The sequence below is a fragment of the Flavobacterium sp. genome, from assembly GCF_029945805.1.
Taxonomy (GTDB): domain Bacteria; phylum Bacteroidota; class Bacteroidia; order Flavobacteriales; family Flavobacteriaceae; genus Flavobacterium.
In genome coordinates this window covers 25219-50948 of sequence record NZ_JAQSDH010000035.1, presented here as the reverse complement: position 1 = coordinate 50948, position 25730 = coordinate 25219, and the positions used below count along the sequence as shown (strand labels likewise).

General features: G+C 35.7%; 26 protein-coding genes. 14 read left to right on the top strand and 12 right to left on the bottom strand.

All coding sequences use genetic code 11. From position 1 onward, the window contains the following. Positions 1-5: 5 nt before the first annotated feature. Together PSU83_RS08710 and PSU83_RS08705 are read right to left on the bottom strand one after the other, a co-directional pair. On the bottom strand, positions 6-1262 hold the full coding sequence (locus tag PSU83_RS08710; protein ID WP_300588934.1) for an NAD(P)/FAD-dependent oxidoreductase: 1257 nt from the start codon (positions 1260-1262) through the stop codon (positions 6-8). 96 nt (positions 1263-1358) lie between these two features. Next, positions 1359-1778, bottom strand: a complete 420-nt coding sequence (locus PSU83_RS08705; RefSeq protein WP_300588931.1) for a response regulator — start codon at positions 1776-1778, stop codon at positions 1359-1361. A 521-nt stretch (positions 1779-2299) separates the two neighbouring features. Between PSU83_RS08705 and PSU83_RS08700 the strand changes: the two genes are divergently transcribed. Next, positions 2300-2791: a DNA-deoxyinosine glycosylase gene (locus PSU83_RS08700; protein ID WP_300588929.1), complete on the top strand. Its 492-nt coding sequence runs from the start codon at positions 2300-2302 to the stop codon at positions 2789-2791. On the opposite strand, the gene PSU83_RS08695 is transcribed toward PSU83_RS08700, so the two are convergent. After that, positions 2778-5678: a T9SS type B sorting domain-containing protein gene (locus PSU83_RS08695; RefSeq protein ID WP_300588927.1), complete on the bottom strand. Its 2901-nt coding sequence runs from the start codon at positions 5676-5678 to the stop codon at positions 2778-2780. The genes PSU83_RS08700 and PSU83_RS08695 overlap by 14 nt on opposite strands. A gap of 466 nt (positions 5679-6144) precedes the next feature. Then, positions 6145-7764, bottom strand: coding sequence for an ice-binding family protein (locus PSU83_RS08690; protein WP_300588925.1), 1620 nt, complete (start codon positions 7762-7764; stop codon positions 6145-6147). A gap of 267 nt (positions 7765-8031) precedes the next feature. On the opposite strand from PSU83_RS08690, the gene PSU83_RS08685 reads away from it, so the two are divergent. Further along, positions 8032-9306: a sterol desaturase family protein gene (locus tag PSU83_RS08685; protein WP_300589140.1), complete on the top strand. Its 1275-nt coding sequence runs from the start codon at positions 8032-8034 to the stop codon at positions 9304-9306. After that, positions 9296-9970, top strand: coding sequence for a lysoplasmalogenase (locus PSU83_RS08680; protein WP_300588922.1), 675 nt, complete (start codon positions 9296-9298; stop codon positions 9968-9970). The genes PSU83_RS08685 and PSU83_RS08680 overlap by 11 nt, the downstream gene beginning before the upstream one ends. A gap of 175 nt (positions 9971-10145) precedes the next feature. On the opposite strand, the gene PSU83_RS08675 is transcribed toward PSU83_RS08680, so the two are convergent. Continuing rightward, complete coding sequence (locus PSU83_RS08675; RefSeq protein ID WP_300588920.1) at positions 10146-10559, bottom strand: DUF6691 family protein; 414 nt, start codon at positions 10557-10559, stop codon at positions 10146-10148. A gap of 3 nt (positions 10560-10562) precedes the next feature. Continuing rightward, positions 10563-11120, bottom strand: a complete 558-nt coding sequence (locus PSU83_RS08670) for a YeeE/YedE thiosulfate transporter family protein (protein ID WP_300588918.1) — start codon at positions 11118-11120, stop codon at positions 10563-10565. A gap of 78 nt (positions 11121-11198) precedes the next feature. Between PSU83_RS08670 and PSU83_RS08665 the strand changes: the two genes are divergently transcribed. From PSU83_RS08665 to PSU83_RS08650, 4 genes are all read left to right on the top strand, one after another. Beyond that, positions 11199-11678 (top strand): DUF4199 domain-containing protein, encoded by a 480-nt coding sequence (locus PSU83_RS08665; RefSeq protein ID WP_300588917.1) that lies wholly within the window; start codon positions 11199-11201, stop codon positions 11676-11678. Positions 11679-11718: 40 nt separating this feature from the next. Beyond that, positions 11719-12177 (top strand): 2-dehydro-3-deoxyphosphooctonate aldolase, encoded by a 459-nt coding sequence (locus PSU83_RS08660; RefSeq protein WP_300588915.1) that lies wholly within the window; start codon positions 11719-11721, stop codon positions 12175-12177. 67 nt (positions 12178-12244) lie between these two features. Beyond that, complete coding sequence (kdsA, locus tag PSU83_RS08655; protein ID WP_300588913.1) at positions 12245-13063, top strand: 3-deoxy-8-phosphooctulonate synthase; 819 nt, start codon at positions 12245-12247, stop codon at positions 13061-13063. Between the two features lie 9 nt (positions 13064-13072). Next, a complete protein-coding gene (locus PSU83_RS08650; RefSeq protein ID WP_300588911.1) occupies positions 13073-13930 on the top strand; it encodes a hypothetical protein in 858 nt (285 codons plus the stop codon). A gap of 64 nt (positions 13931-13994) precedes the next feature. On the opposite strand, the gene PSU83_RS08645 is transcribed toward PSU83_RS08650, so the two are convergent. Further along, positions 13995-15365 carry a M20/M25/M40 family metallo-hydrolase gene (locus tag PSU83_RS08645; RefSeq protein WP_300588909.1) on the bottom strand — a complete coding sequence of 457 codons (1371 nt, stop codon included), beginning with the start codon at positions 15363-15365 and terminating at the stop codon, positions 13995-13997. 84 nt (positions 15366-15449) lie between these two features. On the opposite strand from PSU83_RS08645, the gene PSU83_RS08640 reads away from it, so the two are divergent. The 6 genes from PSU83_RS08640 to PSU83_RS08615 are packed head-to-tail and all read left to right on the top strand — an operon-like array spanning position 15450 to position 19555. Next, positions 15450-16073 carry a hypothetical protein gene (locus PSU83_RS08640; protein ID WP_300588907.1) on the top strand — a complete coding sequence of 208 codons (624 nt, stop codon included), beginning with the start codon at positions 15450-15452 and terminating at the stop codon, positions 16071-16073. Positions 16074-16075: 2 nt separating this feature from the next. Next, complete coding sequence (locus PSU83_RS08635; protein ID WP_300588905.1) at positions 16076-16372, top strand: transcriptional regulator; 297 nt, start codon at positions 16076-16078, stop codon at positions 16370-16372. Between the two features lie 53 nt (positions 16373-16425). Continuing rightward, positions 16426-17088: a DUF1361 domain-containing protein gene (locus PSU83_RS08630; protein WP_300588903.1), complete on the top strand. Its 663-nt coding sequence runs from the start codon at positions 16426-16428 to the stop codon at positions 17086-17088. Next, a complete protein-coding gene (locus PSU83_RS08625; RefSeq protein ID WP_300588901.1) occupies positions 17082-17387 on the top strand; it encodes a hypothetical protein in 306 nt (101 codons plus the stop codon). Before PSU83_RS08630 ends, PSU83_RS08625 begins: the two co-directional genes overlap by 7 nt. A gap of 23 nt (positions 17388-17410) precedes the next feature. Then, positions 17411-18769, top strand: coding sequence for a cell envelope integrity protein CreD (creD, locus tag PSU83_RS08620; RefSeq protein WP_300588900.1), 1359 nt, complete (start codon positions 17411-17413; stop codon positions 18767-18769). Positions 18770-18793: 24 nt separating this feature from the next. Next, positions 18794-19555, top strand: coding sequence for an oxygenase MpaB family protein (locus PSU83_RS08615; protein WP_300588898.1), 762 nt, complete (start codon positions 18794-18796; stop codon positions 19553-19555). Positions 19556-19599: 44 nt separating this feature from the next. Here the strand turns inward: PSU83_RS08615 and PSU83_RS08610 are convergent, their stop codons facing one another. The 5 genes from PSU83_RS08610 to PSU83_RS08590 form a co-directional block, all read right to left on the bottom strand. Beyond that, positions 19600-20646 (bottom strand): o-succinylbenzoate synthase, encoded by a 1047-nt coding sequence (locus tag PSU83_RS08610; RefSeq protein WP_300588896.1) that lies wholly within the window; start codon positions 20644-20646, stop codon positions 19600-19602. Between the two features lie 3 nt (positions 20647-20649). After that, a complete protein-coding gene (locus tag PSU83_RS08605) occupies positions 20650-21849 on the bottom strand; it encodes a hypothetical protein (RefSeq protein ID WP_300588894.1) in 1200 nt (399 codons plus the stop codon). A gap of 72 nt (positions 21850-21921) precedes the next feature. After that, on the bottom strand, positions 21922-22599 hold the full coding sequence (locus tag PSU83_RS08600; protein WP_300588892.1) for a metal-dependent hydrolase: 678 nt from the start codon (positions 22597-22599) through the stop codon (positions 21922-21924). A gap of 60 nt (positions 22600-22659) precedes the next feature. Further along, positions 22660-23628, bottom strand: coding sequence for a 1,4-dihydroxy-2-naphthoate octaprenyltransferase (gene menA / locus PSU83_RS08595; protein WP_300588890.1), 969 nt, complete (start codon positions 23626-23628; stop codon positions 22660-22662). An 84-nt stretch (positions 23629-23712) separates the two neighbouring features. Beyond that, entirely contained in the window at positions 23713-24552 is an 840-nt protein-coding gene (locus tag PSU83_RS08590) for a 1,4-dihydroxy-2-naphthoyl-CoA synthase (protein WP_300588888.1), read from the bottom strand. 222 nt (positions 24553-24774) lie between these two features. On the opposite strand from PSU83_RS08590, the gene PSU83_RS08585 reads away from it, so the two are divergent. Continuing rightward, positions 24775-25629 (top strand): L,D-transpeptidase, encoded by an 855-nt coding sequence (locus PSU83_RS08585; RefSeq protein ID WP_300588886.1) that lies wholly within the window; start codon positions 24775-24777, stop codon positions 25627-25629. The last annotated feature ends 101 nt before the right edge of the window (positions 25630-25730 follow it).

Sequence of the window (25730 nt, the reverse complement as noted above, 5' to 3'; positions counted from 1 at the left end):
ATGAATCAATCATTTTTTCCTCTTCTGATAATAAGACGAAGTGTTGGGTCATTGGTAAAGAAACTCCACGTCCAATTAAATGCCAATTTCAGTTTGTTTCCAAAACCGACAAGCGGAAGAATATGAATGAACAACCAAACGAGCCAAGCGAAAAATCCGCTGAAGAAAACTTTGGGCAAATCGACAACCGCTCTATATTTTGAGATTATTGCCATACTTCCTTTGTCGGAATACGAGAAAGGAACGGTAGCATTATTTTCTGCGATTCTATTGAAGTTTGCGGCTAATAATGTGCCTTGTTGCAAAGCAACTTGTGCCAATTGCGGATGACCTGTGGGATAATTTTTATCGGAAGTCTGGAAACATTGGTCACCAATAGAAAAAATAGCATCAAAACCCGTTACTCGATTGATTTCATCAACAAGAATACGGCGTCCTCTTGTTATCGTTTCAGCAGGTAAACCCACAACTTCTTTTCCAATAACACCTGTTGCCCAAATAACCGTTGCGGTAGTGATTTTTTTGCCGCTAGAAAGCAACACTTCGCCATCGACATAATCTTTAACCATGGTGTTCAGTTGAATTTTAACCCCCAGTTTATTCAGTACATTGTAAGCTTCTGTTTGCGCCTTTGTACTCATCGGACCCAGCAAAGTATCCCCATTATCGATTAGATAAATATTTCCAACATTTGAAGCCGATTCCGGATAATCTTTTTTACCAATATTACGCGCCATTTCAGCCAACATGCCACCCATTTCTACACCAGTTGGTCCGCCGCCCGCAATTACAATATTTGCTAATCGCACTTTTTCTGAAAGTGATTTGGCACGAACAGCCCTTTCCATACAAAGTAAAATGTGGTTTCTTATTTTTAAAGCATCGTCAATGGTTTTCATTGGCAGAGCATTATCAATTATATTTTGGTTCCCGAAGAAATTAGTTTCAGTACCCATTGCTAAGACCAAATAATCATAATTTAATTCGCCTGTATCCAATTCAATAGTCTTCAAATCAGGGTTTACTTTTAGTAAAGAACCCATATAAAACCGAATATTTTTTCGCTTTTGGAATAATTTCCGATAAGGATAACTAATATTAGAAGCTTCAATAAAGGCTGTAGAAACCTGATAAAGCAAGGGCGGAAAGAAATGATAATTATTTATATCGACAACAGTAACATCATAATGTTTATTATTGGTTAGTTTTTTGGCAAGATTTAAACCTGCAAAGCCGCCACCAATCACTACTATTTTCTTCATTTTTTATATTTTTTTAACTTCACTAATTTAGTGATTTCTCCTAACTAAAACAACTCGAAGTTTGATGAGTTACTAGTCTACATTAGAGATTTGTGTTTATACCTTGGTGTTATTAACATGATTAAGACATTCGAGAACTATTCCTGGAAAATCATTAATTTCTACTAATGTTACTGGCTTTTTTACAAAGTGAATTGAAGCGTTTTCAATATAATTTTGTTGTTCTGTAGTATTAATTATAGTAGATATAATAAAGGAATTCATATTTGGTGCGACGCCACTTTCGACCAATTTATTTACTATTTCAGTTCCTGTCAAAATTGGCATATACATATCAATAATTAAGATGTCAGGAATCTTTCCTTTTGTGATAATCTCCTCTAGGACTTCAGTTCCCGAATCAAAGCATCCAACGATTTCGAACTTATCATTTTGATTAAATGAAAAGTGAAGCAGTTCTATGTCATCTTGGTCATCGTCAGCAATAATAATAGTTAAGGGTTTGTGAAGTTCCATAAGGTAGGGTCATTTAATACTAATGCAAATTTGCGATAGATTACTTAAAAGTTTGTTATAAGAATATGATTTGTATTTATAAAATTCTACTATCGAATGCACTGAATTGTATAAAACTATTGGTAAAACGTTTAAAAAAAATATATGGCCTAACAGCAACTTTGTTCTACAAGATTACTTTACTAGTACTAATTCAAAAATGGATCTTCCTAGATACTAGTAAAACAATGTAGGTGTTTTTTTATTGTGGAACTATAACAACTAAGGTGAAACACATGATTAACTCTGCAGTGGTGAAAAAGTAAATGCCCAAGTAAGTGTGTGAAATAGACGTCCAAAAAAAAGACACAACCTCAGTAACTGCTGAAAAACTGCTGCAATTCTCAAGTAACAGTACCTTTAACAGCGTATTTTCTGTTAAAAAGAAGTTGCATCATAAAAGTAGTGACCTTAAAATTCAACTCTAAGTCGAAAAATGAAGATTAAAATTCCGAATTTTGAACTGTAATTATTTTTACTGTATGAAAATCTATTCCTTTCCCTCAATATCAAATCCAGATGCGACTATTTTACTTCTTGGCACAATGCCTGGAATAAAATCATTAGAGCTAAATGAGTATTATGGACATCCGCAGAATAATTTTTGGAAATTGCTAGCTTTAGTATTTGATCAAGAAATTCCAGAAGAATACCGTCAGAAAAAAGAACTTCTTATGCAAAACAATATTGCTGTTTGGGATGTTTTACAAGCATGTGAGCGACAAGGAAGTTTGGACAGCGCCATCATGAAAGAAATTCCAAATGATTTTACGCATTTTCTAAACGAACATCCGAATATTAAACTTATTGCTTTTAATGGACAGAAAGCTGCTGCTTACTTCAAGAAGCACGTTCGACTTACTCAGGATTATGAACTGATTATACTTCCATCAACGAGTCCTGCAAATGCGGGGAAAAGTTTTGAGGAGAAATTAAACGAATGGAAAGCTATTACAAAATTTAGCGTAACATAGCGAAATGCGACTTGAATGTCATCCATTCCAATACTCCTTCTTCATTATAATCTTTAAACTCTACTAAAAACCAGTAATCGGTTGACGGCATAACTTTACCGTTATACGTTCCGTCCCAACCTGGACTTTGCGGACTTAGTTGTTTTAACATCTTTCCGTATCGGTCGTAAATATAAATTCGGGCATTAGGCTGTGCATCAAAATAATAGATATTCCAGAAATCATTATTCCCATCACCATTTGGCGTAAAATAATTAGGAAAACCCAAAACCATAACGCGTTTAGTTACATCCGTACATTGATTTACATCCGTTATTTTCACAATATGAATACCTGGTTCTAGCTGTGTGAAAACATTAGACACCTGAAAAGCCGAGCCATCAATACTAAAAAGATAAGGTCCAGTTCCGCCATTAACCAAAACGGTTAGCGTATTATTATCTGTAAAAGTATTGGTTACATAGGTTATAAAATCTTCTACAGTTATTGCTGTACTTACAGTTGAAGTTGCTGCAGGAGAAACACAAGCTGTTGCCAGATTAGTAACCAAAACAGAATAATTCCCTGCAGTCGAAGCCGTATATTGATTAGAGGTTACCACCGGAATTGGCACGCCGTTAAAAAACCATTGGCAACTATAAAGTAAGTTACTCAAACCTGTATTCAATAGCGCCGGCCTGAAAACATTTCCTCTTGGATCTTCACAAATAGAAAAGTTAGACAAAACAGGTTCCGGTAACGGAAGTAACGTAACAGTTGTGTTTACTGATGCTGGCGTACAACCTAAAGTAGCCGGAATGGCATAAACAATTTGATGGGTTCCCGCAGCACTAGTACTTGGTGTGATTCCACCTGAAGTACTGTTAATGGTGACACCTGAAGGCGCAGTAAAAATTCCACCAGTGTAAGCCGCAGTTCCAGTAAGGATAACGGGTTCAGGAGTTGTAATAGACAAACAATACGGTCCAGAATAACTGATGGCTGCTGTAGGCAATAGTGTTATTGCAACAAGTGTGTTTACCGTAACTGCTGTACAACCGCCAGCTGCTGGAATAAAATATTCAACAGTATAATTTCCCGGAGTGGATAAGGATGGCGTAATTTCACCAGTTACTGAATTAAGCTGTAAGCCTGATGGAAATGCACTGTATGAACCCACATTAAAAATTCCGGTTCCTGTCAAAGAAACTGCTTGCACCGTTGTAACCGAATTACAAAAAGGTGTGGCATAACGCACTACTGCTGTGGGCGCTATTATAATACTGACAGTAGTGGTAGCAGCTGCAGAACTACAGCCACTTGCTGGAATAGTATACGTAACAGTATAATTTCCACCTGAACTCGTACTTGGAGTAATCGCTCCAGAAGTTGGATCAATAGATAAACCACTAGGGGAAGCAGCATAAGTTCCGCCAGTTATGATTCCGATTCCAGATAAGTTCGGACTTTGCGACCAATTGATTAAATTACAATAAGAAGTTGCACTATAATTTAGTGTTGCTATTGGCGCTTGAAATAGTGTTATAGTTGTAAAAACGGGAGGCACCGTACAACCATTAACTGTTGTTGGAATTGTATATGTGACTATATATGTTCCTGGTGTACTTGTACTTGGTGTAAATTCCCCTGTAGAAGTAGTAAAACTTAATCCAGGAACATCTACACTATAGGTTCCGCCTGTGTAGGCATCGGTTCCTGTTAATTGGATACTTGCCAACATAGTATCTGAAGTACAAAAATTGGTTTGACCGTAAGTAATTTGAGCTGTTGGAGCGCTAAATACTGTTATAGTTTTTGTAGCGGTGGTCGTACATCCAAAAGCATTAAAAGTGGTAAACTTAACAGTATAAGTTCCGGTACCAGGAAAAGAATGACTTGGATTTTGATCTGTTGAAGTTGTTCCGTCTCCAAAATCCCATAGGTAACTATCTAATAAAGAGGCATTGCTTAAAACAGTGGTGTCCTCAAAAATAGCGTTGTTAAAACAAGTATTAGTCATTATAAAATCGGCGGTAGGATCTTCTAGTTGCAAAATGGTTGAAATAACTACGGTGCATCCGGTAACGGAAGTCAAAGTACAAGAATAGTTCAAACCAGCAGTTGGGCTATTGATCAAGATTGTTTGGGTTGTAGCCCCCGTATTCCATAAATAAGTAAAACCGATTGGTGCTGTAAGTTCGGCCGCAAATGAACCTGAACAGTACGTCGCACCAATACTCAACGGAGAACAATAAGCATCAACATAAGCATATCCAAAATGAGCCCCAGGACCACAGTCGCCTGTTTCAAATTCGATGGAAAGAGTTTGTCCAACAAAAGAACTTAGATTCAATCCAACAGTTGTCCAATCTCTATATCGTACTACATCTCCTCCACTTGGTGGCTGACAACTTTGAAATCCTGCTAAACCATCTGCCGCTACAACCACATATTGTCCGCATGTTGGATCAATTAATTGTCCTGAGGCATTCAAAACTCTGACCTGAAATCTAGGTTGGTCACTTGCATCATGTCCCGGATCCTCTAGTACTACAGCATATTTGTAAATAAACAATGATGATGAAGGTGTTACGGTTATCGTGTACGATAGTGTTTCCGATTCAGATCCTGACTGACTGTTACCCACTCTAGCAGAATAAAGCCCCCCAGGAGCAACCACAGTTACAACATCGCAAGTATTGGGATCGGTTCCCGTTCCACTCATTATTGTATGTCGTCCATTAACTATTCCAGAAGGAGTAGTAACAATTGGACAACAATATCCAGTTTGACCTTGCCATCCGCTAAGTGTTCCTGATTCGAAATCGGAATTTGGACAAGAACTTTGACTGTATAGCTGAGTTCCGAAAACTATTGTTATTAAAAGCAGGTATTTTTTGAGATTCATCTTGAGAGAAAATTGGCTTATATTATTTTGAAAAAGGCTAATAGTTTATTTGTCGCGTATAAAACTAAAAATTAATTCCAAATAATAATAAAATGAGAATAGTAATTATGTAAAGTGCTACTAAAATCCGTTCAACTGTATTTTTTTAAAAAAACTCAAAATAAAAACGCATCAAATTAATCTTCAATAATAATCAATGCTACAATTGAATACTGTAGAATTTGTTATATTTGAAAGACAAATTCAACGTTATAGACCAATACGGAAAGTTAGTACTCATTGCGATGCCCTTTTTCCTTTTGCTGATTTTCATCGCCAATTACAATAGTGTTTTGAGCATCAGTTCAGATATGGTCCGTCAAGACAACAGCTCGAGTAGAAATTAGAATAATGGAAAATGATAATAGGAAAAAAGTAAAAATCCCGACTAGCAAAACTAATCGGGATTTTTTTAAACTCTTTTATGTTATTTGGACAAAAGCTTTCCTGTTTGTATTAATCCGGTACTGCTAACCAATTTATAAAAATACATTCCGGAAGCTAGATTTGTTTTAATATTAGTTGCTGTTTCATTAATAGTCTGTTTGTAAACCAATTCACCTAAAGTAGTAAACAAATAGAATTCACCTGAAGTATTAAATTCTGTAAGCTTGATTTCAAAGCTATCCTTAAATGGATTTGGATATAGTACCGCAACAGTAGTAGCAGTTTGATTTTCGCCAATAGCTAATGAAGTGCAGCCTACCGGCATAGTAACCGTGGTGTCAAAGGTAGTTAATGCGCCATTGGTAGTAAGCATTCTTCCTGTAATAGTAGAACCCGTCGCTACATTTATAGCTGCATTATTGGCCACTAATGTTCCAGTAAATTCAGAAAAATCATTGATAGCTACAGCTCCGTCAACTTTCCAGTATACGTTTTGAGCTTGAGCACCATTTAAAAGGATAACTTTAGCATAAGTACTTGTTGAAAACGCACCATAAATATTGATTGTAAATACAGCATTAGCATTTCCTTCAGCATCAAGATATAAATTATTGGTTAATACCGTAGCGGTATTTAATAGATAAGCATGTGGTGTCAACAGTAAGTCATTCCCAAATTGGGCAGGATACAATAATTCAATATCTGTTGGGAGTGTATTTAAATAACTGTAAACTGCTTGTAAATCTGTAGCACATTGATCCGTAGAAGTATCGGGATTTGAATGAATAGTTCCCGTAACATTTAGTGCATTAAATCCGGTAGTCAAGCCCACATTGGTCCCTACATCGCCAGTAACAAAAGTAACACCATCATTGATAACATTTTGGTTACTCGAAAATAGCGCGTAACAAATTGTTGAACCTAAATTAGGTGCAATCGGTCCGGTTAATGCTGGTCTTGCGCAACCTAGGGGTAATTTGGCAACAATACCATTTACAGTAATGGCACCTGTAGTTGAAAGTAGTCTTCCGTCAAGTGTAGAATTAATTCCCATAAGGATAGCCGCATTATTGGCAACGACCGTACCTTTCATTTTGGTTCCGCTGGACATATCCACCAAACCTTCTACTTTCCAGAAAACATTGCAGGCTTTGGCGCCGTTAGTCAAAGTAACCTGAGACAATGCGCTTGTAGAAAAAGCACCTTGGATTTGAAAAACAAAAAGTGCATTTGGATTATTTTGTGCGTCAAGTACTAGCGCTCCATTTAAACTTGTGTTACTATTGATAAAATAGGTTCCTGCAGTTAATGTTGCTCCATTTCCTAATAATGAGGACGGAAAATAATTTGGAATTAAAGCATGTAATTGATTGTATAAAAATAATACATCAACAGCAGCTATGTGACTGGCGCTATCATCATCATGCATAACACCATTAACATTCCCAAATCCAGTTGACGTAGCACCAGAAGTGTTCGTTCCCACATTCCCCGTAAGGTGCGTCATTAAACTGTTCGTAACGTTAGAAGTCACCGCTCCATCTCTAGAGAAAATCACAAAATCTGTTGCCGTTCCTAAAACCGGTGCCTGAGCATTTGATTGCATTCCTGATAGTACTAGAATAATACTGAACATTTGATAAAGTAGGTTTGTTTTCATCTTTCTTATTTTTTAAATAATAACGTTGTCGTTATTACTTGGTAAAGGTGACTCTAAACTGTACCTTACCGTTATACAATAAAAAAGGTTGCTTGCAACATTCGCATGTTTCTAATCTTAGTACAAAACTTTACATGATGATACAAATAAGGGAAACTATTTGCTTCAAAATAGAGCTACAGGAACAAGAAAAATTTGACATCAATTTCAATCTAAAACCTTACAAAGCTCTAAAATTTCTTATATTTGAAAGACAAATTCAACGTTATGGACCAATACGGAAAGATATTACTCATTGCGATGCCCTTTTTCCTTTTGCTGATTTTTATCGAAAGAACGTATGGCTATTTCAAAGGGATCGATCATTCGCCAATTATGGATAGTGTTTCAAGCATCAGTTCCGGAATGACCAATGCCGTGAAAGATGCACTAGGTTTGAGCATAAGCATTCTTACTTATGAATATATGGTCAATCACGTAGCACTTTTTCATATTAAAGCCACCGTTTTGACCTTCGTAATCGCATTTATCGCAATCGATTTTTATGGGTATTGGGGACACCGATGGGCTCACCAAATCAATTTCTTTTGGAACAAACACGCCATTCATCACAGTAGTGAAGAGTTTAATTTGGCCTGTGCTTTGCGCCAACCGATTTCAAGTTTTGTGAGTTTGTTTACTTTTCTATTATTACCCGCGGCGCTATTGGGAATTCCATCAACCGTGATTGCTATTTTGCTTCCGATACATTTATTTTTACAATTTTGGTATCATACCCGATACATTGGCAAACTAGGTTTTCTTGAAAAATTTATGGTTACGCCTTCGCATCACAGAGTACACCATGCCATCAATCCAGAATATATGGACAAGAATCACGGACAAATTTTTATTCTTTGGGACAAATGGTTCGGCACTTTTCAGGAAGAATTAGATTCGGTTCCGCCCGTTTTCGGAATCACGCGTCCGGCTCAGACTTGGAATCCAATCCGAATTAATTTCCAACATTTAGGACTTTTAACCAAAGATGCCTACCACGCAGAAAACTGGAAAGATAAACTTACTATTTGGTTCAAACCAACAGGCTGGCGTCCGGAAGGTTTTGATGAAAAACATCCAGTAAACAAAATTCGCAATGTTTATAGCTTCGAAAAATACGGAAATCAACATTCCGAACTTTTGAAATATTGGTCGGTATTCCAATTATTTAGTACACTCGGGCTGATTAGTTATCTTTTCGGAAATATTGGAACCATTGGTTTACCGAATATTTTTGTCGTCGGATTATTTATTTTTCTTACCGTTTACAGTTACACCGAACTCATGGACACAAGCAAATTCTCTGTTTTTTGGGAAGGATTGCGGTTTCTTTTCGCGCTCGGAATCCTCTATTTCTATGGCGATTGGTTCGGAATGTCAGCGCTTATACCCTATTCTAATTTGATTCTTATTGCCTATTTTAGTTTATCGCTAGTGATGAGTTCGTACTTTGTTTTTGTCGAATTCAAAATTGAAAAAAATATACTTACGTATGACAATTAGCCAAAAATCACTTCAAGTTTTCATTGCTTTTGGACTACTTTATGCAATACTATTACTGACCGAAAACACTACGCTAACTTGGTATTTAAAACCATTGCTACTTCCGTTTTTATTTTATGCTGTTGTAAAAAGCGAATCATATGAAACCAAAAAATGGCTGCTTTCGGCCTTATTCTTCTCTTGGATTGGCGACTGCATTTTATTATTTGCCGATAAAGGCGAATTGTATTTCATCTTTGGATTGGTGTCATTCCTCATCGCTCATCTATTGTTTATTATACTATTCACCAAACAAAAATCAGAAAACAAACACTTTAAAAATGGGGCATTCTGGCTTGGTTTTATGGCAGTAATTGGGTATTTGGTTAGCATGCTTTCGTTGTTACTTCCAACACTAGGCGACTTGAAAATCCCCGTTAGCATTTATGCCTTTACCATTTCGATTATGCTGATTATCGCTTTAAAAGGCGCTGTCAATTGGAAAAACAATGCGAAGTATTTAGTATTTATTGGAGCACTATTTTTTGTAATTTCTGATAGTATTTTGGCACTTGACAAGTTTTATTCACCCATTGAATCCGCCTCCTATTCGATTATGATTACCTATTTAATTGCGCAGTTTTGCATCACCAAAGGCATCTTAGATTTAAATCAAAAAGAATAGATTTATTTTCAGAAGCACAACTACATCAATACTAAGAACCAGTCGTCCCGCTGTCCACGCTACAAGGTAGCTCGCTCCCATCGGGGCTAAAGAGAACGTTTCCCTTTCACCAAGAACTTCTGAAACCTAATTTCTAATTTCTAATTTCTGAAATCTAATTTCTAACTTCTCCCTCCTAATGCGGCAACTTATCTTTCAAAACTCCATAAAGAAAAGTTCCGATTAAAGCGCCGATTAATATAATTCCAACACTCATAAATCCGGCACCAAGCAGAATAAATATGGGTCCAGGACAAGCACCAACCATCGCCCAACCTAATCCAAAAAGAACACCGCCAATCCAATAACGAGCACTTCCTTTTTCCTTATCTTGAATCGTCAGCAGATTGCCTTCACTGTCTTTTAAGGTATTTCTTTTTATAATTTGGATCCCAACAACGCCTACAAAAATTGCAGTCATTATGATTCCGTACATGTGAAACGACTGAAATTGGAACATTTCATAAATTCGATACCACGAAACTGCTTCTGCTTTGGTCAATACAATTCCGAAAAAGAAACCTACAAGTATATATTTTAAATAATTCATAGTTTAGAATAACAAAGGTAAAATTAAATGCGCCATGATCAAGCCGCCCACAAAAAAGCCAATAACCGCTTTTAATGAAGGTAACTGCAGATTACTCATTCCCGCAATCGCGTGCCCAGAAGTACATCCGCCAGCATATCGGGAACCAAAACCAATTAGCAATCCACCAATAAGAAGTATCGCAATCATTTTGGGAGATTCAAATATTTGGTTTCCAAACAATGCATCGGGTACAAGCTTTCCGTTTGGAGCATCAATTCCCATAGTAGCTAATTGCTCAATAGTCTTCGGATTAATAGCCACATTCGAAGCATCGCTCAAAAAATGTACGGCTACATATCCGCCAAGCATTGCTCCAAAAACTACTGCTAAATTCCAGCGTTGTGCTTTCCAATCCCAATCAAAAAAGGAAACTTTCTTACCAACTCCAGTCATGGAACATAAAGCTCGTAAATTGGAAGACATCCCAAAAACTTTACCAAAATAATTTAGAATAAGCATTACTAACGCAATAAGAAAACCAGAAACTGACCAATGCCAAGTGTGTGTTATAAATTCCATTAATTATTATTTTTTGCAAAAATAGCAATATAATATTTATCTAAATGAAGTATTTTTGGACTCAAATTCAAATTCAAAATGAAAAAGTATTCTATAGAAATTAAATGGGCGTTGCGCTTTACATTATTAACTTTAGCTTGGTCTATCGGTGAAAAAGCAATCGGATTGCATGACGTTCACATTGAGAATTATGGTTTGTGCAGTCTTCTTTTTGTTTTTCCGGCCTTTTTGTTTTTTTATTTGGCACTAGCTGAAAAGAAAAAATACTTCTACCATAATTCAATTACTTGGCAGCAAGGTTTCATTTGTGGCGCCGTCATTTCGCTAATAATTGCTGTGCTGAACCCTATTACGCAACTCGTTATTTATAAAAGTATTTCACCTACTTTTTTTGATACTATAATAGCCTATAAAGTAAAACACGGGATGTCCTTAAAAACAGTACAAGAAGTTTTTAATCTAAAATCGTATATTATACAAACAACGCTAAGCAATTTGTCTTACGGTTTTGTTACAGGAGCACTTGTTTCCGTATTTATTAGAAACAAAAAAGAATAATAGCACGATTATTGCTAAAAAGAAAAAAACTTATTTAATCATGAAAAATAGTATCAAATTCTGCTCATTTATTTTACTGATTTCTCTTTTTGCCTCTTGCGTTAGTACCAAATCTACTTTAAAGAATGTAGATGATTCTGCTCCAGTCCCAATGCTTCTGAATGAATCTACTTTTGTGATTACAGAATATAGTAAAGATAAAAAATTTGGTTTTGATCCTGATTATCCTGTAAATGTCTTTTTTAAAGATGCTAATGATGAAAATCTAAATGCCAAACGATTTTTAAATGCTTTGGCAGGACCCAATGGAGAAAAAATCACGTATACCAAAATTGAAAGCTGTTGTCCGTTTCCAACCAAAAGAGTAGCCATCGGTGCCGGATTTTTAGACATTTACGAACTTACCTGGAACGGGCAATCCAAACCCCTAAAAATCTATCTAAATATTTATGAACGAGGCTATTTACTTGTTCCTGTTGGACTTTCAATAAAAAAATAAGTTAACGTTTTCTTTAAAAAAAACAGTTAATTTAATACTATCTTTGCACCCATAAAAAAACACACTTATGAATATTCATTCTATTCCACAAATCAAGAACACTGATAGTGGAAATTTCTTCTTACTTGCTGGGCCTTGCGCTATTGAAAGTGAAGAAATGGCAATGAGAATTGCTGAAAAATTAGTTACTGTTACCGACAAATTACAAATCCCATACGTTTTTAAAGGTTCTTTCAAAAAAGCCAATCGTTCTAGAATCGATAGTTTTTCTGGAATTGGAGATGAAAAAGCATTAAAGATTCTTCGTAAAGTTTCTGAAACGTTTCATATTCCAACTGTTACCGACATTCATACGAATGAAGATGCGGCAATGGCAGCAGAATATGTTGATGTTTTGCAGATTCCAGCATTTTTAGTACGTCAAACCGATCTAGTTGTGGCTGCAGCCAATACTGGAAAAGTGGTTAATTTGAAAAAAGGACAATTTATGAGTCCGGAAAGCATGAAACACGCCGTACAAAAAGTTTTGGATTGCAATAATAAAAATGTCATGGTTACCGACAGAGGAACCATGTTTGGTTATCAAGATATGATTGTTGATTTCCGCGGAATTCCAACCATGCAACAATATGCAACTACTGTTTTGGATGTTACGCATTCGTTACAACAACCCAACCAAACGGCAGGCGTAACCGGAGGAAGACCTGATATGATAGAAACGATTGCGAAAGCCGGAATTGTGGTGGGCGTTGATGGTATTTTTATCGAAACTCATTTTGATCCTGCTAATGCGAAAAGTGACGGTGCGAACATGTTACACTTAGACTATTTTGAAGGTTTAATGACGCGTTTGGTAGCTATCAGAAAAACAATTAATCAATTTTAATTTAAGACGTTGAAACAACTATTTTTATTCTCGTTCCTTACCGTTTGTACTTTAACACAAACTATTTCAGCTCAGGAAACCGCTTCACCAGAAAAATATACGGCACATAATAAAGGGAAAATGTTTATTTATTGGGGTGGAAATCGCGAAAGCTTTTCAAAATCAGACATTCATTTCCAAGGTCCAGATTACGATTTTACTTTGTATGATGTTCAAGCAAGTGATAAACCAAAAGGTTGGAATATTGATTACGTCAATCCGTCACGAATGACAATTCCTCAGACTAACTTTAGAATTGGTTATTTTATTAACGACCACTATACGGTTTCTCTTGGTCTTGATCACATGAAATATGTTATGAATCAGAATCAAATAGCTACAATTGGTGGCGTAGTGGGAGATTCTTATCCAGATCATGCCGGAGTTTATTTACCTTCAGGAAACAACACCGTAGATTTGAGCGATGGAAGTTTCTTAACCTTCGAACATACGGATGGATTAAATTATATCAATACTGAAATTGGTCGCGTAGATGATATTTCTAAGCTTTTTAAAATTGGCAATACCGATAAAATTCAAATTAATATTTTAGAAGGTGTTGGTGCTGGATTTTTATATCCAAAAACGAATGCTAAACTTCTTGGAAAAGACAGACACGATGATTTCCATGTTTCTGGATTTGGAGTTTCTGCTAAAGTGGGGTTGAACATTACATTCTTAAAATACTTCTTCGTTCAGACGGAATTAAAAGGAGGTTACATCAATATGAATGATATTAGAACCACAGATAGTCCATCGGATAGAGCTTCACAGCACTTTTTATTTTTACAACGAATAGTTGCTTTTGGAGGAATTTTTAGGATTTAATACTATTAGAAATAAAAAAAGTCCCAATTCTTTGAATTGGGACTTTTTTTATGAATTCAATATTCTAGTCAATTCCGTACTTATCAAACAAATAAACCAACGACGCCATTGCCGCTGCGCCAAGTTCAAGTTCACGCTTATTAACTGCATCAAAAGTATCATTGGCAGCATGGTGATAATCGAAATAACGCTGTGAGTCGGGTTTTAATCCAGCCTTCACTAATTTAGATGACGTTAACGGACTGATATCAGAACCGGTATGATCTTTTACAAAACTGTGTAGCAAATAAGGCTCAAATAAATAATTCCAACTTCGTACTTTTTCAAAATTATAGTCATCGCATTCGAACGAAAATCCTCTTGGAGAAAATCCTCCTGAATCACTTTCAAGAGCAAAAATGTGATTTTCTTTATTTAATTTGGCTACCTCTTCGTACTTTTTTCCGCCTTTTCCTCCATTTTCTTCGTTCATAAACAAGACTGCTCTAATGGTGTTTTTGGGTTTGTAGTTTAGCTTTTTGAATAATTCTAAAACTTCCATACTTTGTACTACGCCGGCGCCATCATCTTGAGAACCATCTGCCAAATCCCAAGAATCAAGGTGTCCGCCAACAATCATAATTTTTTCAGGATGTTCAGAACCTGTAATTTCGCCTATTACATTATACGACAATACATCGTCAAAAGATTGACACGAAAGTTTTAAGTAGAATTTTAACTTGCTGTTTTCTTTTAGTTTTTGACTTAACAATTCGGCGCCATTTGTGCTAATAGCTGCGGTCGGAATGTATTCTGATTTTGGTAAATCACCATAACTTTGTGCGCCAGTGTGTGGAAAATCGTCTAAACGCAAATTCATAGAACGGACAATAGTAGCAACAGCTCCTAACTTAGCCGCTTCTTTTGCGCCAGTATACCGTTGATCAACGCAATGCCCATAAGAGGTAAAGGTTTCAATATTGAAAGGCTCCATTGGACGATTATAAAAAACAATTTTCCCTTTTATTTTTTCGGCTCCAAGCGCTTGTAATTCTTTGATTCCGTTTACTTCAACAACTTCTGCAGTCAATCCACTTTTAGCAGTAGCAACCGAACCACCAAGCGCACAAATTGGTACTGTTACTTTAGTTTTTTGGTCCAAAATATAGGCTGTTTCTTTTTCGCCTCGCACCCACTTCGGAACCATAACTTCCTGAAGATAGACTTTATCCAAACCAAGTGTTTCCAATTGTTGTTTGGTATAAATCACAGCTTTTTCTGCTCCAGCCGAACCCGATAATCGCGATCCAATTTTATTAGACAAATCGTCCAGCCAAGAATAACATTTGGAATTGGTCAATGAATACGTATAAATATCCTTCAGCATTTGCTGGTCGTTGCCTTGCGAATAAACATAGGAAGTGAAAAGGAAACAAATTAAAGCGACTTTTTTCATTTGGATTTTTTTTCAAAAATAAATCAAAAAACATTTGGTTACAACATTATTATTATTTTACTTTGCCGTTCAAAGTACTTTAAAATGGAAAACGAAAAATACCTTAAAGACATTTCAGAAATTAGAAACATCATGGACAAATCCTCTCGATTTATATCCTTGAGTGGACTGTCTGGAATACTGGCCGGAATATACGCACTGATTGGTGCGTGGTTTGCGTACAGAACGATTTATTTTGACAATTCTAGTCTTGGAAGTTATAAAAATTTGGTAATTTCTTGGGATGCAGTAGTACGATTATTGATCATAGCGACGGCAGTTTTAGTGTTCTCTATTCTAACCGGTATCCTTTTAAGCATTCGAAAAGCACGAAAAAGTAACGATACTATTTGGAATGCTGCTTCAAAACGATTGGTCATTAATTTTATGATTCCGTTGGTTTCTGGCGGTTTTTTTATACTATTTTTAATAGAAAAAGAAATGCTGGGATTGGTTGCTCCGTTAAGTTTGTTATTTTACGGATTAGCTTGTGTAAATGCTAGTAAATATACCCTTGGCGACGTGCGTTATTTAGGGATTTCAATGATCATTTTAGGATTACTTTCCACTTGGTTTTTGGGTTTTGGATTAGTGTTTTGGGCGCTTGGATTTGGTGTTTGTCATATCATATACGGAAGTTTGATGTATTTTAAATACGATAGAAACTAATTTTGAAAAGCCTCATCCAAAATATCAACAAAGCTTTTGATCACAGGATTCGTCTTGGGATCATGTCGGTATTGATGGTCAACGAAAGTGCCGATTTCAATATGTTGAAAGAACTTCTAGGCGTTACGGATGGCAATTTGGCCAGTCATACCAAAGCCTTAGAGTCTGAAAATTATATTATGATTGAAAAACAATTTATTGGGAAAAAACCAAACACACGCTACATCGCAACAGCAATTGGAAAAAAAGCGTTCAGAGATCATATCGAAGCACTCGAAAAATTACTATCGAAAACCTAAACCTTTTTTTTATTCATTTACTTTGAAATTCAAAGTACTTTTAAATACTTATTATGAACCAAATCCTGACCATTTACTTCTTCAACAAAAAGCAAAATTCAAATTTAATTCTTCTTGCTTTTCTTTCGTTACTCCTTATTCTCTTGCGAGTAAAAATCACTCATGACATCTATTTACTTTTCTTGCTTTGGAATTTGATTCTGGCATACCTTCCGTATATGCTTTCTTCCAAAATTAAAAGTACGATGCCTGGTACATTTACTTTTTATTTTTTCCTATTTGGATGGTTGTTATTTATACCCAATTCCTTTTATCTAATAACCGATTTTGTTCATTTACACCACAGCAATAGCCTGCAATTTCTTTTTGACGCTGTGATTTTAACTTGTTTTACCGTTGCCGGATTTTATGCTGGAATTGCTTCACTATTACAGATTCACACGCTTGGTGAAATGAAATTTAGCCGAAAAAAATGTAGCTATCTGATCATTATTCTTTGTTATCTCATCAGTTTTGGGATCTATTTGGGTCGAATTTTACGATTTAATAGTTGGGATATTCTTAGCAATCCAGTTAACCTTCTTGATAACATTTTCAAAAGCTTGCTCCGTTTCGAAGCGTATGTCTTTACGATTGTAATGGGCACTTTAATTCTGCTTATCTACGGTTTCATCTATGGCATTTTAAATAAAAAAATAATCCTTAAATCATGGTAACTACTTCTCAATTCGCGCCCGGACGCTTTTCAAGCCTTTTAGCGCTCGTTTCTTTTGCAACTGGCACTATTTTCTTATTCCTTCATTTACTGTTCCCAAAAGTTGTTCAAATCATCATTGCGGGATACATCTATGTTTTATTGGCAATCCTAATTAATTGCTGCACGCTTTTATATCTCATATACCTATTTGCTCTGTATCGGTTCCATCGCGAAACTGTAGCCATCAAGATCTTGATTCTGCTGGCAAATATTCCAATAGCACTACTCTATTTAAACATCGTAATTCATAACAATTAATTCAAAATAAAAACAATTAAATCATGGAAAATCAAGAAAATGAGCACATTGAAGAAGAAAAAACATTCTTTCAATCTACAACCGCCAAAATGCTAATGGTCGGGTTTCTAACCTTAGTTTTATTAATTCCACTATTCTTCGTTCAGGATTTGATTCGAGAACGTTCACAGCGAAAAAACCAAGTCGTTGACAAAGTCACTAAATTATGGGGAAAAGATGTTTTATTTTATGGTCCAATGCTTCGCATTCCATACACAACATACGAAGAATCCAATATAACCAATTCAAAAACAGGTGTAGTGACTGTAGAAAAGGAATTGGTAACGAATTATGCCTATTTTTTTCCAAATGAACTGAAAAACACTTCTACCATTAAGAAAAACGAATCGTTGAAACGCGGCATTTTTAATACGGTAGTCTTCACCGCAGACATGAATTTCACTGGGAATTTTTCCAATCCAAACTTTACTAAACTCGGAATCCCCGATGAAAATATCCAATGGAATAAAGCAGCGCTAATCGTAAAAACTACCAATCTAAAAAGCATCAAAAGCGAACTAAAAATACAGCTCAATACTGAAAAATTTTCTTTCGAACCTCAAAACAGTGATAAAAGTAATTACAGCACTTTAGCAACAGAAAATTTCGACTATAAAGCATTGATTTCCAATGAAAAATTAAATTTCAATTTCGGAATCACTTACAACGGAAGTAACAGCGTAAAATTTATTCCAGTTGGAAAAGTAACAACAGTAAGCGTTGATTCTGATTGGGAATCACCGAGTTTCGAAGGTTCATTTGCGGCAAGCGATACTACAAAAACCATCAGCAAAAATGGGTTTCATGCCGATTGGAAAATATTAGACATTAACAGAACGTTCACACAGCAATACGCCCAAGAAGCTCCCGATTTAGATGAATATTCATTTGGTGTAAAATTAATTAAAACGGTGGACGAGTACCAACAAAATGAACGCGCTTCAAAATACGGATTCCTGGTCATAGGCCTTACATTCCTGATTTTTTTCCTTATACAATCCATCAGCAAAGTGAACATTCATATTTTTCAATATTCGATGATCGGAATTGCGCTCATTATGTTCTATACGCTTTTGATCTCAATAACGGAACACAGTACGTTTAGTTTTGCTTACACCCTGGCTGGAATTGCAGTTATTGCGATGATTACACTGTATTCGATTTCAATACTGAAGAATAAAAAATTCCCTATGTTTATCGGAATTTCATTGACTGTCCTTTATTCCTTTATTTATGTAATTATCCAAATGGAAGATTATGCATTACTTGTCGGAAGCATTGGATTGTTCCTGATTCTTGGCGCAGTAATGTATTTCTCTCGAAAAATTGATTGGAGTAAGTAAAATTGCAACTATAATTTAGCAGTTATGGAGTTATTTGTTCAAGAAGAATCGGTAGTTAGAAAAATCTGGGGAACCAGCGATACTGTACTTTTCATCTTCGCAGGCGCATCGGCTGAATTTGCGCTAAATAAAGCGGTAGATTGGATTTACTTTACGGGAAAGTTACCTTCAGATCCTTTAGGCAGATTGTTTTCAACCGTTGCTTATGCTAAACTTATAGTTTTTTCACCACTAGACGAAGCCAATAATTCGATTGATAGTCTACCAAAAATACACGGTGCTGTCGAACAAAATCGCGCCACTGTAATTCCCGATTGGGCATATCGCGATGTGCTGTTCATGCTGATACACTACTCAATAGCATCTTATGAACTATTGGAACGAAAATTAACTGTTGCTGAAAAAGAAGAAGTCTATGATGTTTTTTATCGTCTTGGTAAAAGAATGGGATTGATAGCATTGCCGGAAACGTATATCGAATGGCTTCCTGTTCGCGCATCCCATTTGATTGAAAATCTGCAAAAAAGTAATTTTACTGCTGATCTTTATAAGCAATATAAAAAACATCTTGGGACAGCAAGATTTACAATTCTAATTGAAAGTCAAAAATTAGTAGTTCCTGAACAAGTGAAAAAGTTGCTACATTTTAGTAATTTTTCTTTACTCGTAATATTGCTTCCGATGTATAAAATCAGTCGATTTCTCAAGATGGAAAAATACCTAAAAAACATCTTATTACCATCGGAATATAAAAACCAAATAAACGACTTAGATGTGAAAACATAAATGAATTTGCGCTACTAAAACCTGTTCAATCTGAACGGGTTTTTTTATTTAAAATCATCGAAATTAATTTCCCATTCTTTGTTTGTATCGTACCAAAGTTGTCCTTCAGAAACCGTCAACGGCGAATCAAAATTATTGGTATACAAACTACCTGTTCCTAAACCTTGAGGCAGTAAATTATTTTGTAGAAAAGTAAATTGCGCAATCGCATTTAAACCAATATTACTTTCCAAAGCTGAGGTAATCCACCAACCAATATTTAATTTTTCGGCTAACGAAATCCACTCCAAAGTTCCCCGAATTCCACCGACAAAACTAGGCTTCAAAACAATGAATTGCGGCCTGATTTTCAAGAGTAATTCTTCCTTTTTTTGTTTCAAAAAAACACCGATTAACTCTTCATCTAAAGCTATAGGAATTTGGCTATTTTTACACAGTACTGACATCGTGTCAGTGTTATTTATTTTTATTGGTTGTTCTATACTATGAATCTTAAAACCAGTAATTTGATTTATTTTATTTAAAGCTTCATTTACACTAAAAGCACCGTTAGCATCAACTCGAATTTCGATTTGATTTTCATCAAAATTTGCTCGAATAAAGCGTAATAAAGCAATTTCTGTATCAAAATCTATGGCACCAATTTTCAATTTTACGCAGCTAAATCCTTCATCAATTTTGGTCTGAATTTGGCTTTTCATAAAGGCTTCGTCCCCCATCCAAACGAGTCCATTTATCGGAATACTTTTTACTGATTTTGTAAAATCTGAAGGAAATAAAACAAATGAATTTTTACTTTGAAAAGACAAAAAAGCCATCTCAATTCCGAACTGAATGGATGGAAATTCTATTAATTCTTCATAGAGTTTTTGTTCTCCAAGATGAATATTTTCACAAGTCCATTTTAATTTTTCTTCATAATCTGGACGGTCATCTGCCGATAATCCACGTAGAATTCCGCACTCGCCAATTCCCTTTTTTCCGTCTTTTTCCAAGATAATAAACCAGGTTTCTTTGTCGGTTAAAATGCCTCGAGAAGTTCCAGAAGCTTGCTTAAAATTGAGGATGTATTTGTGATAAGTTGCTTTCATTTTTTAGTCTAAAATGCGTAAAATCTTTTTAAAATTTTCGGTGTTAAATCCGTTTTTTTGGAACTTTTCAAAATCAATTTTGGTCTGTTCTGTCCATGTTTTGGAGTTGGATAAACTATTACTTTTGTATTGTTTGTGAATTGCTTTTGCTTTGGATAGTTGGTCTGTAAATAAATAAACATGCGCCAATTTAAGCTGATATTCCACGTCCGATTTATTCATTTCAATCGCTTTCAATAGCGCTTCTTCCGCTTTTACGAACTGTTTTGATGACAAATAGAAGCATCCAAGAAGAAAATAGTCGTCTGCAACAGCCCTGTTTTTATCAATAATTTCTTTTTGAATTAAAGTGATGCCTTCGGTAGATTTATTGCTTAAATCGAATTGAGTTGCTTCATTTCGCACAGTAGCAAGATAACTGCCCAATTGACCCGATTTAATTAGACTTTCTTCAGCTAAGTCAGCAACAGCCGTAGTCTTCTCTACTGTTAGCAATTTTTTATACGCATCATAGGAATATTTTGTAACGAATACGTTGATGAAATTACCCAAAAACAAATCTTTATTAGCTACTTTTTGAGCAATTTCAGACTTTTCGCCTAGCGCTAGAATTTCCTTCTTCTTATCAGTTGTCCAGCCGCTTTGCAGGGTATTATTAATCCAAGGAACTACTTCTAAAACGATCTTTTGCTTCATAACCCAATTGTCACTTTGAAACCCAAACCAAAGCGAACCCGAAGTCTGCAGCATGCACTTTGATTTTTCAGAAAGCAGATTAGTCGCTTTGTTCACGGGTTCATCTTGAACTATACAGGCATTCTTTACTACACCTGTTTTTTCATAGTTCAAAGCATCTTTTTCAGTGGTAAAAACCACAAACTTACATTTGTCATCACCCGTAATAGTTGAAGCTAAAAACACAGCGCCTGCTGTGCCTTGACTAATTCCAGTAGGATCTGGAATGGCTTTTAAAAGAGAAACCAGACTTGAAGTCATTTTTTGATTGTCATCCAATAGTGAGATTCGGTAAACTACTTCGGAGGTTCCAACCGGAAAATCATACGTTTTGACCACTTTTCGCTTCCCCGCATTCAGAGCAATAATTTCATTTGTACTTCTAGAATTATCCCAAAACCCTTGTTTATCTTGCGCAAAAGAGACTGAAATGTAAGACAATAATAAAGTTAATACTAGATATTTCATTTTATTTTTTCGTTTCTAAAACAAGAAGAGTGCCAAAAAATGACACTCTTAGTTTTCGTTTATTACATTTTATTACAGCGAAATGCTACTTCCAATGTCTAACAGCATCAAATCTTTACCCGCATCGAAGAACTTCTTTTTGGCGACATCGTGATCTACCACAATAAAACCAAACGTATCAAAGTGACAACCTAGAATCTTATCACAATCCACAAAATCCGCAGCCATAATGGCATCTTCAACATCCATAGTAAAGCAGTTTCCAATCGGTAAAATGGCCAAGTCGAGCTTTGTTCGCATTGGAATAAGCTTCATGTCCATTGTGAGTGCAGTATCGCCCGCAATGTAGATGTTTTTATGTTCTCCTTCGATTACAAAACCGCCAGGATTTCCGGCATAAGTTCCATCCGGGAATGAACTAGAATGTATGGCTGCTACGTATTTTACTTTACCAAAATCAAAGGTCCAACTTCCGCCGTGATTCATTGGGTGAAATTTAAAGCCTTTGTTTCCAAAAAAATTCGCTATTTCCCAATTAGACACAATAACCGAATCGTTGTTTTTCGCTACAACCTCAACATCAGCAATATGATCAAAATGAGCATGAGTTATCAGAATATAATCTGCTTTTAAGGTAGTGATATCAATATGTGATGCCTTTTCATTTCCTGAAATAAACGGATCCACTAAGATGTGTTTTCCACTAACTTCAATTCCAATACAAGCGTGTCCGTAAAAAGTGACTTTCATATTTTATATTTTTAAGAAATTTAAATTCGATTAAAATTAACTCGTAATTATCTTATCCTTTTATCTTCCGCCCAAAAAAGTATTTACAATGATATCGGATAAAAAGTATAAAACGCTCAAAGAAAGTAATATAGAAAGCAAAAAAGTACTTAACGCCAACTTCTTTAGTTCGGGATCCAATAGTTTAGGATTTTTGTTTTTCGCCACTCGTTTCAAATGCGCAATAATTGGAAAAAAGGCGATTAAAAATAGATAAAGATCAAAATTGAACTTATCAGGATTTGCTGGATCTCTGTCGCTAAAGTCAAATAGTATGGCGAAAGCAACTACTAAAACCAGTGCTGAAATGATCAAAAAATAATGATATTTCTTTGCCCAAGCGCCGCCATTCTTAACTACAATAGTATTCTTACCTGCTTTTCTGTCACTTTCTTCATCTCGCATATTGTTCAAATTCAAAACGCCAACACTTAGAAAACCAATGGCAGTAGCCGGTAATAAAAGTAACAGATCAATCTCTTTAGAAAACATAAAATAAACTCCAAAAGTACTTACCAATCCAAAGAAAATGAACACAAATATATCACCATAGCCTCGATAACCATAAGCGCTTTTCCCAACCGTATATCGAATCGCCGAAGCAATAGCCAAAATTCCCAAAAACAAAAAGATAAAAGAATACAGTAAATAACTATCCTTGAACGCATAATAGATCAGTAATACCGCGAAACAAAGTGTAATAAAAGAAGTAACAATCATTGCGCTCTTCATTTGGGCAGGTGTTATTATACCTTTCTGAATGGCACGTTTTGGACCAACTCGATCCTCATTATCGGTTCCTTTAATTCCGTCACCATAATCGTTAGCAAAATTGGAAAGTATCTGCAATCCTAAAGTGGTTAATAAAGCAAAAATTACAATATTCCAATTGAACATTGCTTGCGACATGGCATAAAAACTACCGACAATTATTCCAGATACCGATAGTGGTAAGGTACGCACTCTTGCGGCTTCAATCCAGTGTTTCATATTTTAGACTGCTTAGATTATTTAGATTATTTAGACTTCTGAGATTATTTAGAACAACTGCCTACTACTACTGAATACTTATTCCTACGGCAACCACTTTTTATCAAAGTTGGGTTTTCTTTTCTCTAAAAAAGCATCTCTTCCTTCTTTGGCTTCTTCGGTCATGTAGGCTAATCGCGTAGCTTCTCCTGCAAAAACCTGTTGTCCAACCATACCGTCATCCGTTAAGTTCATGGCGAATTTTAACATTTTTATGGATGTTGGTGATTTTGCTAAAATTTCTTGAGCCCATTCGTAAGCTGTATTTTCAAGCTCATCATGTGGAATAACTGCATTAACCATTCCCATATCCATGGCTTCTTGAGCTGAATAATTGCGGCCTAAAAAGAAAATTTCACGTGCTTTTTTCTGACCCACCATCTTAGCCAAATAGGCAGAACCATAGCCTCCATCAAAACTCGTAACATCCGCATCGGTCTGCTTAAATATAGCGTGTTCTTTACTTGCTAATGTTAGATCGCAAACCACATGCAAACTGTGTCCGCCACCAACAGCCCATCCCGGAACCACGCAAATAACGGCTTTTGGCATAAAGCGAATCATCCGTTGCACATCTAAAATATTCAAACGATGATACCCATCTTCACCTACATAACCTTGACTTCCACGGGCTTTTTGGTCGCCACCTGAACAAAAAGACCAAATTCCATCTTTAGAACTTGGACCTTCAGCGGAAAGTAAAACGACGCCAATTGACGTGTCTTCTTGCGCATCGTGAAATGCTTGTAATAACTCTGAAGTGGTTTTGGGACGAAAGGCATTGCGAATATCAGGACGATTGAAAGCTATTCTCGCAACACCATTGCATTTTTTATATGTAATATCTTCAAACTCTTTAACTGTCTTCCAATTAATTGAATTCATGTAACTCTATAATTTGTGTAATTAAAATCTAAAAAAATAAATCCCTTTATTTTAGCGTAAAAATAAAGCATTTTTTAAACTTAACTACTAAAAGAAATAGTAAATCATTATACTGAAATCGATTTTTTATTTGTTTTACTCTCTATCATTTTATCAAAAAGTATAACAAATCAACGAAATCATGTAACAGCATTATTCCTCAGATTAAGCAATTTTGTCCATATGAAAAAGTATATCCTTATCCTCAGCGCCTTTATGATTCTAGCTTCGTGCAAGCAGGAATCTCAAAAGACTAGCAATAAACCGAAAAAAGCAGCGCCAACTAGAGTTCAGCCAAAAGAAGTAGGCTATACTTTCCAGAAAACAAAAGCTTGGCTCGAAACGGTAAAAGATGCAGATAGTTCTAAAATCTGGCCTGTTCTTGCAGTCAACAGAACCGATAAAAACAACATCGTCAAAATGGATTCTATCGTAATTCCTAAAGATGTTAGTGGCGATATGGCGTATTACATGCCTTTTCCATTGGAAGTTCCAATTTTGAATGATATTGATAAAATTATATTTTTCTCCTATGCTTCGCAAACCTTTGCGGCTTATGAATATGGTGAATTGGTGCGAACAGGCCCAACCAATATGGGACGCAGAAATGCTAAAACACCAACTGGATTATTTTTCTCCAACTGGAAAGCCGAAAAGTCAACAAGTACGGTTAATGATGAATGGGATTTGAAGTGGAATTTTAATATTGCCAACAAACTTGGCGTGGGATGGCATCAATATGAGTTGCCTGGTTATCCAGCTTCACACTCGTGTTTGCGCCTACAAGAAAGAGACGCCAAATATCTTTATGAGTGGGCTAGCCAATGGGTTCTTGCAGATGAAAATACGGTAAAAATCAAAGGAACGCCAATAGTAGTTTTTGGAAGTTATGACTTTGGTGCACCAAAACCTTGGTTGCAATTAGTCTCAAATCCGAAAGCATTAGATATATCTGTAGCCGATATTGAAAAAGAAGTTACACCTTTACTTTCTAAAATAATTGCAGAACAAGAGAAAAGACAGAATTATAAGGAGTAACTAAATGAATTTTTATCATCTTCAAATTCTATTATTAGATAAAAAAACTAAATTCCAATAGCTAAATTCTATCCGTAACCTTTGTATCTTTGCTTTTCGAA